Source organism: Arthrobacter sp. TmtSoilC77, assembly GCF_059739415.1.
Genome location: NZ_AP046050.1, coordinates 767,813 through 780,692, shown reverse-complemented (window position 1 = coordinate 780,692; position 12,880 = coordinate 767,813). Strand labels below are relative to the sequence as shown.

General features: G+C 61.6%; 12 protein-coding genes. 8 read left to right on the top strand and 4 right to left on the bottom strand.

Annotated features, from left to right (window positions below; translation table 11 throughout):
* The first annotated feature begins 41 nt into the window (after positions 1-41).
* A complete protein-coding gene (locus AC6I99_RS03755) occupies positions 42-752 on the top strand; it encodes an SRPBCC family protein (RefSeq protein WP_224094272.1) in 711 nt (236 codons plus the stop codon).
* A 47-nt stretch (positions 753-799) separates the two neighbouring features.
* Entirely contained in the window at positions 800-2,125 is a 1,326-nt protein-coding gene (tgt, locus tag AC6I99_RS03750; protein ID WP_497960323.1) for a tRNA guanosine(34) transglycosylase Tgt, read from the top strand.
* An 80-nt stretch (positions 2,126-2,205) separates the two neighbouring features.
* On the opposite strand, the gene AC6I99_RS03745 is transcribed toward tgt, so the two are convergent.
* Both AC6I99_RS03745 and AC6I99_RS03740 read right to left on the bottom strand, forming a co-directional pair.
* Positions 2,206-2,916: a queuosine precursor transporter gene (locus AC6I99_RS03745; RefSeq protein WP_224094270.1), complete on the bottom strand. Its 711-nt coding sequence runs from the start codon at positions 2,914-2,916 to the stop codon at positions 2,206-2,208.
* A 240-nt stretch (positions 2,917-3,156) separates the two neighbouring features.
* Complete coding sequence (locus tag AC6I99_RS03740) at positions 3,157-3,657, bottom strand: methyltransferase family protein (protein WP_497946644.1); 501 nt, start codon at positions 3,655-3,657, stop codon at positions 3,157-3,159.
* A gap of 481 nt (positions 3,658-4,138) precedes the next feature.
* Here AC6I99_RS03740 and AC6I99_RS03735 point away from each other — a divergent pair, with 481 nt between their 5' ends.
* The 5 genes from AC6I99_RS03735 (at position 4,139) to AC6I99_RS03715 (ending at position 9,591) form a co-directional block, all read left to right on the top strand.
* The gene (locus AC6I99_RS03735; RefSeq protein ID WP_497960321.1) at positions 4,139-5,542 is read left to right on the top strand and encodes an MFS transporter; all 1,404 of its coding nucleotides are present in this window, start codon (positions 4,139-4,141) and stop codon (positions 5,540-5,542) included.
* Positions 5,543-5,660: 118 nt separating this feature from the next.
* Positions 5,661-6,323 (top strand): response regulator transcription factor, encoded by a 663-nt coding sequence (locus AC6I99_RS03730; RefSeq protein ID WP_497960320.1) that lies wholly within the window; start codon positions 5,661-5,663, stop codon positions 6,321-6,323.
* Positions 6,320-7,735, top strand: coding sequence for a sensor histidine kinase (locus AC6I99_RS03725; protein WP_497960319.1), 1,416 nt, complete (start codon positions 6,320-6,322; stop codon positions 7,733-7,735). The genes AC6I99_RS03730 and AC6I99_RS03725 overlap by 4 nt, the downstream gene beginning before the upstream one ends.
* Positions 7,736-7,742: 7 nt before the next feature.
* Positions 7,743-8,693: a TAXI family TRAP transporter solute-binding subunit gene (locus AC6I99_RS03720; protein WP_224166399.1), complete on the top strand. Its 951-nt coding sequence runs from the start codon at positions 7,743-7,745 to the stop codon at positions 8,691-8,693.
* Between the two features lie 64 nt (positions 8,694-8,757).
* Entirely contained in the window at positions 8,758-9,591 is an 834-nt protein-coding gene (locus AC6I99_RS03715; RefSeq protein ID WP_497960314.1) for a hydroxymethylpyrimidine/phosphomethylpyrimidine kinase, read from the top strand.
* Here AC6I99_RS03715 and AC6I99_RS03710 read toward each other — a convergent pair.
* Complete coding sequence (locus AC6I99_RS03710) at positions 9,588-10,517, bottom strand: cytochrome b/b6 domain-containing protein (RefSeq protein WP_224094258.1); 930 nt, start codon at positions 10,515-10,517, stop codon at positions 9,588-9,590. The genes AC6I99_RS03715 and AC6I99_RS03710 overlap by 4 nt on opposite strands.
* A 308-nt stretch (positions 10,518-10,825) precedes the next feature.
* Here AC6I99_RS03710 and AC6I99_RS03705 point away from each other — a divergent pair, with 308 nt between their 5' ends.
* Positions 10,826-11,440: a TetR/AcrR family transcriptional regulator gene (locus AC6I99_RS03705; protein ID WP_497960311.1), complete on the top strand. Its 615-nt coding sequence runs from the start codon at positions 10,826-10,828 to the stop codon at positions 11,438-11,440.
* 90 nt (positions 11,441-11,530) lie between these two features.
* On the opposite strand, the gene AC6I99_RS03700 is transcribed toward AC6I99_RS03705, so the two are convergent.
* Entirely contained in the window at positions 11,531-12,832 is a 1,302-nt protein-coding gene (locus AC6I99_RS03700; protein ID WP_497960307.1) for a serpin family protein, read from the bottom strand.
* Positions 12,833-12,880: the final 48 nt, after the last annotated feature.

The following is a 12,880-nucleotide window of genomic DNA, read 5'->3' as shown; positions in this document are numbered from 1 at the left end:
AGACCTGTTTTAGAGACGGGAACGGCGGTAGATTCGGGGCCATGACGAACAATCTGAGCGTTGTGGTTAATGCCGACGCGCAGCAGGTTTGGACAATGCTGCGCGAACCCTCCCTGGTGGCTCAATGGCACGGATGGGAGGCCGATGACCTCGCCGACGAAATCAAGCAGATCTACTTCCACCCGGATGTGGTGGAAAATCCCGATCACACGAAGTTGACTGTGCATGGCGGGGACGAGTTCGAGCTCCACCCTGTTTCCGGCGGCACGGAAGTGAAGGTCACGCGCGCCGCGCTGGACCACGATTCCGAGTGGGCGGAATGGGACGAGGACATCACCCAGGGCTGGCTCACATTCCTGCACCAACTCCGTTTCGCTCTTGAGAGACACCCGCACGGTCAACGACGAACCCACTTCGTGTCCCTTCCGGGAAGTGGTGGGCCGGCCATTCAAAAGCTGGGGCTGGGCGATCTCCCGCCGGTCGGCGATGACTACTCCCTCACACTTGGAACCGGCGAGGAGATCTCCGGCCGGGTGTGGTTCAAGAGCCGTCACCAGGTGGGCCTCACCGTACATAGCTACGCCGAGCACGGCGATGGTTTGCTGATCGTTGCAGAGCAACTGCCGATCCCCGAGAAAAGGCCCGACGGCGGTTCCATGGTGATTGCCTCCACCTACGATTTGGGGGCCCACACCTTGGCGGACATCAGGTCCTCCTGGGACAAGTGGAAGGCTGAGAACTACAGTTCCTAGGCCGGGTTCCGCAGGTTACCCGCGGTAAAGCTGGCACACTTGGTAGCGTGCCAGCTTCCGCTTTCCTGCCCTCGTCGCCTCCGTCCACACCCGCCCGTGCCCTGCCGGATCTTTCTTCACGGCAATCCGGGTTCTCCTTTTCAGTGGGCCAGCGGCTGACTGAAACGTGTTCGCCGTCGGACGCCTTGGTCGAGGCCAACGGCGGCACTTTCCTGGGCCGGACCGGAACCATCACCACGCCGCACGGAACCATCCAGACGCCCGCGTTCATCGCCGTCGGGACCAAAGCCACAGTCAAAGCCGTCCTGCCCGAGTCGATTGCCGCACTCGGCGCGCAGGCTGTACTGGCCAACGCCTACCATTTGTACCTGCAGCCAGGCCCCGAAATCCTCGACGCCGCGGGCGGGCTGGGTGCTTTCATGAACTGGTCCGGGCCGACGTTCACGGATTCAGGCGGATTCCAGGTGATGAGCCTTGGTTCGGGCTTCAAGAAGGTCATCGACATGAAGAACGTGGACACTTCCGGGCCCGACGACGCGGTGGCGCCCGGCAAGGAACGGCTGGCGCATATCGATGACGACGGCGTGTGGTTCAAGTCGCACCTCAACGGCGACCGGCACCGCTTCTCCCCCGAAATTTCGATGCAGGTCCAGCACCAAATCGGCGCGGACATCATGTTCGCGTTCGATGAACTGACAACCCTGCAGAACTCCCGGTCGTATCAGGAGGAGTCGTTGGAGCGGACCCGGCTCTGGGCGCTGCGGTGCTTGGAAGAGCATGCCCGTTTGACGGTTTCCCGGGTGGGGAAGCCCTACCAGGCGCTGTTCGGTGTGATCCAGGGTGCCCAGTATGAGGACCTGCGCCGCAAAGCATGCCGGGACCTCGGCGCCATGCCATTTGACGGGTACGGGATCGGCGGTGCGTTGGAGAAGGAGAACCTGGGCACCATCGTGCGGTGGTGCAACGAGGAACTTCCCGAGGACAAGCCCCGGCACCTGCTGGGCATTTCCGAGCCGGACGATATCTTCACGGCTATCGAGAACGGTGCCGACACCTTCGACTGTGTCTCACCCACGCGTGTGGCCAGGAACTCAGCCTTCTACACGCCGTCCGGGCGCTTCAACTTGTCCGGTGCCCGCTACAAGGCCGATTTCGGGCCGCTGCAGGAGGGCTGTGACTGCTACGCCTGCCAGAACTACTCCCGCGCGTACATCCATCACCTGTACAAGGCCAAGGAAATGCTTTCGGCAACGCTCATTTCGATCCACAACGAGCGCTTCGTGGTGAAGATGGTGGACGACGCCCGGCTGGCCATCGAGTCCGGGGATTTCTTCGAGTTCAAGGCGGAGACCCTGGGCCGGTACTACTCGTAGCGTCGAGATCGCCGGAAGCCTGCGTGAGCGTGCGGAAACTTCCGGCGAACTCACACGGTTCCGGCGATCTCGGCCCGAGGCTAGGCTGCGGCTACCCCGTAGCTCGGCTCGCGCTTCTTGATGTAGCCAACTACCAGGACTGTGATCGGGACAAAGAGGAACTCGACGGCGGTCTTGTACACGAAGCCCACCAGGACGTAATTCGCGAACATTCCAAAGTCCGTGATGCCAATGACCGAGGCCGCGATGCTGCAAAAGATCAGCGTATCCACGAACTCGCCCACCACGGAGGAGCCCATGAGCCGGGCCCACAGGGTCTTCTCGCCCGTGCGCTCCTTCATCTTTACCAGGATCCAGGAGTTGATGGTCTGGCCGGCGAGGAAGGCCAGAAGAGAAGCGAGCACGATCTGGGGGACCGGTCCCAGTGCGCCTTCGATAGCGGCCTGCTTGGCGGTTCCATACTCGTCCGTGAAACCGGGAAGCACGATGATCACCCAGTAGCAGAGCGAGGCGAAGACGGAGAGGGCGAACGAGGTAATGATGGCCTTGCGGGCCACTTTGAAGCCGTAGACCTCGCTCATGACGTCGCCCAGGATGTAGGCCAGCGGGAACAGGAAGAATCCGCCATCAGTGATGATCGGACCAAGCACGACGCCCTTGGATGCGCCTATATTGGACAGGATCAGCACCACGGCCATGATGGCGAGCATGATGCCAAAGTACGGGGAGCCGATCGAGGCGAAGCGGGGTGCAGGCTTGCTCAAGGTGCTGGAGCCGGAAGGCGAGGGCATGGGTCATCCATTTCGTAGTGGTTCGCGCGGGCGCTGTTGATTCAGGCACCCGGCTGTATTAGCACTGTGGTTGGTGGGGCCGCCGGCCCAACACCGGTCTTATTGTCCCACCCCACCGATCCTCACTCACATCCTGACCCGCTTCCACCGATCCTCACTCACATCCTGACCCGCTTCCACCGATCCTCACTCAGCTAATCCCCCTTTCCGGGGAACGCTCGGTCACATCACACGGTGGTGTCAGCGGTTCACCGGGTTTTGACGCCGGAATCCGAGGTAGCGAGGAGTCTTGATCGCGTATTCGGCGTACTCACGGAAATATTCCGACAGTTCGCCTTCTTCGCGGAGCACGCCCTTGTGTTCCACGAGGATTCCAGCCGGCAAAGTCATGAGCACCCAGGATGAACCGGCGAGGATCCCCCCACCCAAGTGGATGAGCCACCACCCCACATACATTGGATGACGGGTTAGTGCGTATGGCCCGCTGGTCACCAATTCCTGCGGCCGCTCCAACTCGAAGCGGCTCGCCGAACGGCGGGCCCGCTCAGCCAAAGCCCAGGCATTCAGCCCTCCACCGATCACCAGCAGGCCAGAACCCGCAATCTTTTGAAGTGCTTCAGATCCTGGCAGTGGCCAGGGGAACCGTCGCTTCAGGACCACGTCGACAATCAAACCGGTCACCTGTCCCGGAGGAAGGGGCAGGTTGCCGAACACGCTCCTTAGTGCGGTCCAAGTACCCATGCCTGAACAGTAATCCCGTGGCCCATTCTTGTCCGCAACTAGGGACAGGATCTGAGAGAACGACCGCCAAAACCCGTCCGGATGTGAGAGAAGAACCGCCAAAAACCCGCAGGATGTGAGAGAAGAACCGCCAAAAACCCGCAGGACGTGAGAGAACGACCGCCAAAACCCCGCACGATGTGAGAGAGCACCCGGCTTGTGTGGGTGGGTCGCACACAAGGCTCCTACGACGGCGGCAGCCGGGTACCGCCGTCGTGCCTCCAGGCCATTTGAAAACCTAAGGAAGTGTTAGGAAATCCATTCCGGCGTTGGTTGTGCCGTGCATCACCAATAGTTTGGAATATGTCCTCTTCACCCATGGAGGACCTTTCTTAGTCGACGAAGAGCCATGCGCAAGGACGCCATGAGCACGAGCTTCATGGACAGAACGAACTCATGCGAGACACGGCTGCTGTCGCAGGCCGTCCAGGAAGGTTCATTGATGAGCACCCAACAAGCTGCGTCCCTCAGCGAGGCCGCACAGACACGCAAGGCCGTGAGCAACATTCTTAAAGGCTCCGCGGGCAACCTCGTGGAGTGGTTTGATCTCTACGTCTACACGGTTTTCGCGGCTTATTTCCAGTCGCACTTCTTCAACTCCTCGGACGATCTGCAGGCCGGGCTTGAGGCGATGGCTGTCTTCTCGACGTCGTTCCTCATGCGTCCGATCGGCAGCTGGTTCTTCGGCCGTTATGCAGACCGGAAGGGCCGCAAGGCTGCGCTGACCCTCAGCGTCACCATGATGTCGGCCGGATCGTTCGCCATCGCAATCCTCCCGACGCAGGACGTGATTGGCCTCTGGGCATTGATCCTGCTGGTGTTTATCCGTGTTGTGCAGGGTTTCTCGGTGGGCGGCGAATACGGCACCAGCGCCACTTACATGTCCGAGGCCGCGACTGCCAAGCGCCGGGGTTTCTTCTCCAGCTTCCAGTACGTGACGCTCATCGGCGGGCAGATGCTGGCGTTGCTGGTGTTGGTAATCCTGCAGAACACCATGAACAAAGAAGACCTGACCGCGTGGGGCTGGCGGATTCCTTTCGCGATCGGTGGCGTGGCTGCGTTGGTTGTCCTCTGGCTTCGCCGGTCCATGGAAGAAACCCTTTCCGCCGATCAGCTCCGCGCCGCGCACGTCAAGGTTGAAGGCGAGGCACAGCCGGGCACCATGAAGCTCCTGTTCACCAAGCACTGGAAGCCGCTACTCATCTGCATTGGCATCACGCTCGGTGGCACGGTGGCGTTCTACACGTACACCAACTTCATCCTGAAGTTCATGAACGATACGTCCGGCATCGCAAAGACCGATACCTCCGTCATCAACTTCTGGGCTTTGTTCATCTTCATGCTGCTCCAGCCGGTTTATGGCCTGATTTCCGACAAGATCGGCCGCAAACCGTTGCTGATCTGGTTCGGCGTCACCGGTGTGCTGTTCACTTGGCCGCTGCTCTCCACATTGTCCGGAACCAAGGATCCGTTCGTTGCGTTTCTCCTGATGCTCGGCGGCCTGCTCATGGTTGGCGGCTACACCTCGATCAACGCACTGGTGAAGGCTGAGCTGTTCCCCGCCTCGATCCGTGCCCTGGGCGTTGGCCTGGGATATGCGATCGCAAACTCGCTGTTCGGTGGCACGGTTCCGCTGATTGGTGCCGCCCTGCAGAAATCCGGGCAGGTGGACATGTTCTTCACCTACGTAACTGCGGCGATTTTCATCTCGCTGCTGGTGTACATCTTCGCGCTGAAGAACAAGAAGGCCACGCACCTGGATACCGAGCAGGGAAGCGCGTTCGCCGCGAAGGACCTTGGCTCGCGGGATGCCGACGAGGACAAGAAGGATCTCGCCCGCGCCTGAATCAGCTGGGTTGTGAGGCCCGTTCTGCGCTCTTTGGTCACTCCTAAGGGCGCAGAGCGGGCCTCACAACGTTAAGCTCTAGTAGCGAACCAGCCCACCAGCCCATAAGGATCAGACCGTGCACGTGCTCATCGTCGAGGATGACGACGCCATGGCGTCCGCCTTGAGCGCTGCCGTTGCATCCGCCGGCCACAAAGCCACAAGAGTGTCCCGTGGCGAGGACGCGCTCCTGGGGCATCGGCATCACGAAGTGATCCTGCTCGATCTCGGTTTGCCGGACTTGGACGGTCTGGAAGTGCTACGGAAGCTGCGACAGGTCACGCAGGTCCCCATTCTGATCCTCACTGCGCGCGACGACGAACGAAGCGTGGTCCTGGGTCTTCGTTCCGGTGCCGATGACTATCTGGTCAAGCCTGTGAAGCTTGTGGAATTGCTGGCAAGGATCGAAGCTGTGACGCGCCGGACCCACCGTGCCGGGCTTGCGGCACCCCACAGCATCCAGGTGGGAGACGTCAGGGTGGACCTGGACCGCAGGATCGCATCTGTTGGCGAAAGGGAACTCTCCCTGACCGCAACAGAGTTCGAACTTCTCAGCCTCCTGGCAAGGAATGCAGGATCAGTAGTGACAAGGGAACAGATCCTCGATGCCCTCTGGGGTGATGCCTTCGTAGCCAACTCAAGGTCCCTCGACGTCCACCTCACCGGCCTCCGGTCCAAACTCAAGCTGCCCGGTTTCATCATCAACGTCCGCGGCGTGGGATACCGCGTGGAGCAGGGATGAAACTCCGCGTCCTGGCCATCCTGAGCGTGATCGCAGTGCTCATTGTGGTCACCGTGTCCAGCGTGATCCTGACGTCGGCCGGCAGGGAGCTCACACAGGAACTCCAGATCAACCGCGTCACGTCATTGAACCGCTTCGCCCAGCTTGCCAATGATGCGTCTTTGGACAACGACACCACGCAGCTGCAACGCGAAATGGACCGCTATTCCCAGCTCTACGGTGAAGGGATCCTGATCCGCCTGCAGCCGCAGACAGTGCGCTCAGGCGGCCTCAGTGAGGACCGGGCCGAAGTCCGTGAGGCATTGAACCGGGCGAGCTTGAACCTCAGCGACACCACGCTCAGCCCGCTTAGGCCCTTCGGATCCGGGACGGAGGTCATCTCGAGGTCCTTCGGCACAGCCAGCCAGGTACTTGGGGAGGCCGTCCTTGAAGTCAATCCCGAGGCGGCCCGGCAGAAATTGCGGGAGCGGTGGCTCGTCGTCGGGCTTGCCGCAGTGGCGCTCGGGGCGCTCCTGCTTCTGGCAGCGGCCCGCGTCACCGCCTGGGTTCTGCGGCCGGTCCATCGCCTGAGCAACGCCGTCCATGAACTTGAGACAACGGGCAAGACGAGCCACCTTCCCGACGCCGGTCCGCCCGAGCTGCGGGAGCTGAGTCGTTCGTTCACCGCGATGGCCAACACCGTCACGGAGAGCATCGATTCGCAGCGCCAACTGATCGCCGACACATCGCACGAACTACGGAACCCGGTGGGTGCTTTGCGGCTCCGGATCGATCTGCTGCAACTGGCGCTGAAGTCGGAGCCCGAGAAAGCCGCCGCGGCCGGCGTGGTTGCTGAGCTTGAGCGTGTGGAGGCAATTCTCGACGGCGTGCTGAAGCTGGCTACGGCCGAGCACCGCGCTTTCGAGGGATCTGCCCGCGCAGATCGCGCAACCGGGCACAAACACCACACGGTCATCGACCCCTTCCCTGTCCTGCAGGGCGAGGTGGAGCGGGCGATGCCTGCTGCTGAACGCGCGGGTTCGACGATCGCGCTGGCGCAGCCGGAGCAACCGCTCCACCTCGCCTGCAATCCGGACGAATTGGCGCATATGGTGGGTGAGCTTCTGGCCAACGCCATCAAGTACGCCCCTGGCGCCCGGATCACGGTGGCAACGAATCAGACAGCAGGAGGGGTCGCCGTCGAGATTTCCGACGACGGTCCCGGGCTTTCCGCCGAGCAGCGCACCGCCTCCACAACGCGGTTTTGGCGGGCGCCGCAGCACAGCAAGATCGCCGGGAACGGCTTGGGCATGACGATCGTGGACCGTTTGGCGCATGCGAACGACGGTGAGCTTGTGCTTGAGGGAAGAGAACCGCACGGACTGACGGCCCGTCTTGAGTTCCAACACCCGCCGGGTGGCCGGGATGAGTAGCAGGATCATGCCAAGAAGGGCAGTTCTTAGAGCCGGGCTGTCGGCTGGTTTGGCTGGCGTACTGCTGCCGGTATCCACCTCCTGCACCCCTGACGAGAAGCCGCAAAAGCTAACGGTCGCCGGGGGTGAACCAGGTGGCTTTTACCTGGAGTTCGCAACCTTGTTCGCGGAGTTGCTCCAACGCGAGGGTGTAGCCGAAACGGCCGTGCCGCTGACCACTGGCGGAAGCCTGGAGAACATCCGGCGCGTGTTGTCCGGCGAGGCGACGTTCGCCGTCGCGCTTGCCGACGCAGCTGCCCAGGCTGCAGCGACCCCTCAGCCTGGCGGGAATCTTGTGGCGCTCGGAAAGGTGTACCAAAACTATGTTCATTGCATCGTGCGCGAGGACAGCGGCCTCCGCTCCTTCGCCGATCTGGCCGGGAAGACGGCCGGTGTTGGCGAGGTGGGCTCGGGAACGTCACTGACCGTGCCGCGCATCATCTCCGCAGCACCGGCGGGAATGGGTCTCAAGCAGGTGAATCTCGGGCTGAACCAAGGCTTGGCAGCGTTGCGCGATGGCTCCATCGATGCCCTCTTCTGGTCCGGCGGCGTGCCAACCGCCGCCATCGCATCCACGGCCAATGAAATCGGACTCCGCCTGATCGACCTATCCGAGCACATCAAGGCCATGCGCGAACAGTACGGCGTGTTCTACGACCGTGTCCTGATCCCCGCCAAGAGCTACAGGGACGCCTCTGCAACGTGGACCGTGGGTGTGGCCAACCTGCTCCTGTGCCGCAGCGACCTGGCCGACCACCTGGTTTCAGAGTCCGTGAAACTGCTGGTGCAACGGGCTCAGGAACTGGTCCCGAAGACGAGCACCGGAGTGCAATTCCTCAGCCCTGAGACGCTCATAAACACCGCGGGCGTGCCCCTTCACCCGGCGGCCGAAACCGCCTATCGGACACTTCACGGCTAACGCGCGCGCTGCCGCCGTGCCCCAAAAATCGGGGCACCACCGCGCAAATGGCAAGATGTAAGACATGACTTCAGCCGTTGCACCTGCCATTGCACTGACCATCGCCGGCTCCGAAGCGACCGGCGGTGCCGGCGCGCAGGCCGACCTCAAGACCTTCCAGGAACTGGGAGTGTTCGGCATCGCGAACCTCACGTGCATCGTTTCCTTTGATCCCCAAGACAATTGGAACCACCGCTTTGTGCCGGTTGACCAGCAAGTCATCGCGGACCAATTGGAAGCGACGACGGCGGCCTACGGTCCCGCTTCCGGCGCACCTTCGGTTCTGGATACGGTGAAGATCGGCATGCTCGGGAGCCCGGCAACCATCGGCACTGTTGAGCGGGCGTTGGCCGATGGCGTTTTCGCGAACGTGGTCCTTGACCCGGTCCTGATCTGCAAAGGACAGGAGCCTGGCCACGCCTTGGATACCGACCAAGCCTTGAAAGCGCAGATCCTGCCTCTGGCGACGTTCGTGACACCAAACCATTTCGAGGCCGAATCACTGTCCGGGCTTCAGATCACGGATGAGGAAGGCCTGAAGGACGCTGCCATTCGCATTCACGAGATCAGCGGAGCAGCAGTCCTCGCCAAAGGTGGGGTGCGGCTGGAAGGCCCGGACGCCGTCGACGTTTACTACGACGGCGAAACGCTGGAAGTCCTCCGCGCTCCGAAGGTTGGCGACGTGGCCGTGTCCGGTGCCGGCTGCTCCCTGGCTGCGGCGGTGACGGCTGAACTGGCCAAGGGTGCCACGCCCTTGGAAGCTGCCCGCACTGCGAAGGCGTTCGTTACCGCTGGTATTGCGAACCGCGTGGCGTCGGGTGCTCCGTTTGATGCCCTGTGGCAGGGCGGATCCCGCTAGCGCGAGACCTTGCCCATGAGCGAGGCTATCGGACGCAGGAACAGCGGGCGGGCCAGGAACCAGGCGGCCGCAGTAAAGACGATTGAGGCCGCGAAAATGCCGAAGCCCCACCAGCTGTAGTCGTTGTTCGAGGCGTACATATGGTTCAGGTTGTTCAGGGCCCCGGTGGCCAGGACCAAGGTGACGTGGACGATCACGAACGCCACAAAGTAGATCATCACCGGGAAGTGGATCTGGCGGGCGAGCTCGATGGGGTAGAACTTGTTGATCGCTGCCTTTTTCGGCCACGCACCGGACATCCGGAGGCCGGTGATGATTGCCAGCGGCGCGGCGATGAAGACGGTGACAAAGTACGTCAGCAGCTGCAGGCTGTTGTAGTTGTTCCAGCCGTTCTCAACCGGCCAATTAAGCGACGCGTACTGCAAGGCGGCGGACAGAGCGTTGGGGAAGACGTCCCAGTTGGTGGGGATGATCCGCAGCCATTGGCCGGTCGCGAAGAGCAGGACGATGAAAATGATGCCGTTCAACACCCACAAGGCATCCAGCGTGAGATGGAACCAGAGATCCAGGCTGATCTTTGTGGGCGGGTTCTTGGTCTTGATGAAGCCTTTGTTGTTCCGGGTCCAGTTCGCGGCGGGTCGCGTGGTGGTGCGGACCTGCCAGCCGGATCGGATGATCAGGACCAGGAAGAACATGTTGAGGAAGTGCTGCCAGCCGAGCCAGGCAGGGAAACCTGTGGGGGTGCCTTCGGGGATCGCTGAGTGTCCAGGGTAGTCCACCAGGAACTGCTGGACGGGTTGCAGCGTCCGCAGCCACTGCGCGATGAGCACCAGGACCAGCGCCACCACCAACGCTATGGCGGTAACGACGACGGGCTTGAACCACCTGTTCGACGTGATCCCGGACGACTTGCTTGAAACGGACATCAGGCCGCGTTCCTCTCTGGCTTGTTTGGCGTGCGACCAGTTGGCGCTCTCTCATAGCGATTCAACCAGTTGCAGCGCGACGGTAAAAACGGCACCCGGGTTTCGAGGCGTTTGACGTCAAAAATCGCAGCATTCGGATACATACCGCAACACATATTTCTAGAACGAGCTTCTAAGATTGTTTCCTTTAGTTGATTGACGGTCAAGGGGTTTGATTGCTTAAAGTTTCAGATTGGTGAAGGTACGATTCCAGAAAGAAGCCCGACGACACTCCGGCAAAACTGCATGTCGCGGCGAAGGGAGCATCCTTGGTTCGGAAAACATCCAACGCGGCAGTCCATGCCGGCTCGTGGCAATGGACCCGGACAGCCGCCACCCGACGAAACCTCCTGGATGCGGCGAGGGACGTTTTCTGCGAGCACGGCTTCACCGACGCCAGCATTTCGGACGTCGTGGCCCGTTCCGGGTCAAGCGTCGGCAGCCTGTATCACCACTTCGGGGGCAAGACCGAACTCTTCCTGGCACTCTGGGATGACTATCAAAACGAACATGAAAGGCTCGTCGCCGCGGCTGTAGCAAAGGCCAGGAAGTCAGGCGAGAACGATCCGCTGGCCCTGTTCAACGTAGGCAGCCGCAGCTACTTCGACTACACCTGGAAACACCGGGACCTGGAGCGGGTCTTCATCGAAGGTGATACTCCCCCTGGGTTCGAGGTACTGCGGCGCGAACGTGGACGCGAGTGGGTTCGGCAAAATTCCGTGCTGCTGAGAGCCAGCGATGACACTCTGGGAAAGCTCACGGTCGCGGTTATCACGGACATCGTCACTCTGGCCGGGAACGAGGTCGCCTTGAGTTCGTCCAAACGGGAGGCGGACGACGTCGTTGAGGCTGCGGCAGTGCTGGTGGGACGGCTGGTTCGCTAGCTTAACGCTCTCTCACATCCCGACGCGTTTCCCCCATCGCTCTCTCACATCCCGACCCGTTTCCCCCATCGCTCTCTCACTTCCCGTCCCTCAGCGTGGATCAGCAACCCAACCCGTGAACAACGGCATACCGGTCTCCACATGCACAATCTGGTAGTGGAACGGGTGGTCAAGGACGATTTCACGATCCGGAATCATGGCTGCGGAGTCTTTGGCGTTGATCTGGGTCACCGCGGATGCGATGGTTCCCTTTTCAGCAACGGTAATGTTGGCTGCTTGCGCCGCCTGCGTCAGTTTCATGCCCTGTTGGATTACATCGAAATCGGTGTCCGTGGCGAGGGCCTCCTTGAGTCCGAGCGTTTCGAAGACCCTTCGCAGGTCGAACGTGGTCTTGTGGTCCCACTTAGGCAGGCTGATCCGGACCATGTCCTGCGCCGCGCGTCCCAACCGTGCTGCCGCGTCCGAAAGCACCTCCGGCGAAACCGCAGCCGGACTTTCGGAACCCGGAGTACCGCCGTCGGGCAGTACCAGCCGCATGACGAAACCTTCGGCGTAAGGCAAGTCCACAGCTTTCCATCCGACGCCTTCGGCGTACGCCATGCTGAGGCCTCCGTGCATAGTAGGAACGGAGACGACTTCCCCGCCGGCCTTGCGGAAGGGCTGATCCGACGTGTCGTTGGCATCGAAGGGCACCTGCCAAGCCGCGGCGAAGTAGAGCGCGTTGAGCAGACTGAAGGTGTTATCGGGATCGTACTTTGCGGGTGCTTCCTTGATCCTGCCACCCGTGTTCCTGCTTACCCATTGGTCGATGGCAGGTTTGGTCGCCGCCTCATCCTGGAAGGACACCGGGTACACACCCGTGCCATAGTGCTTTGCGAGCGTGGCCAGAAAGTCCTTTCCGGTGGGGATGCCCTTGTCGACGAACAGTCCGTTGGCTGCGTGCATGACGGGTTTGCGTGGCGGGTCGTCCTCGTCCACGCTTCCGGGGTCGCCGTCATACTTTTCCAGCGCCGCGAGTACGGCGTTCATGGCTTCGTCGCGACCCTCGATGGGCAACGCCAGGACTGAATCCATCTCAGCGGCCGTTTCACCGGATGCTCCGGCTCGCAGCATGCCGAGCGCGAACAACAGGCTGGCGGGCGACGAAACAACGTTCCCGTTCGCGGCATCCCCTCCGTCCGCGAGCAGTGTCGCGCCGAGCTTGCGCGCAGAGGCATTCAGCGCCTCGCGTTGGGCAGGGTATTCCGCCGCTTGGACCGAAACCCGCGTAACGCCGTCGGCCTTTAAGAGCCCGACGTCGGCTGGTTGCGGCGCGCAGGCACTGATTGTCCCCGAACCGCTCGCCAACATGGCTGCCGCTACTACCGCGACTACTTTCCGAACTCGATACATGCCGATCCCCCCATTTGGTGTTCTCCTCACATGCTGCACGCTTTGCCT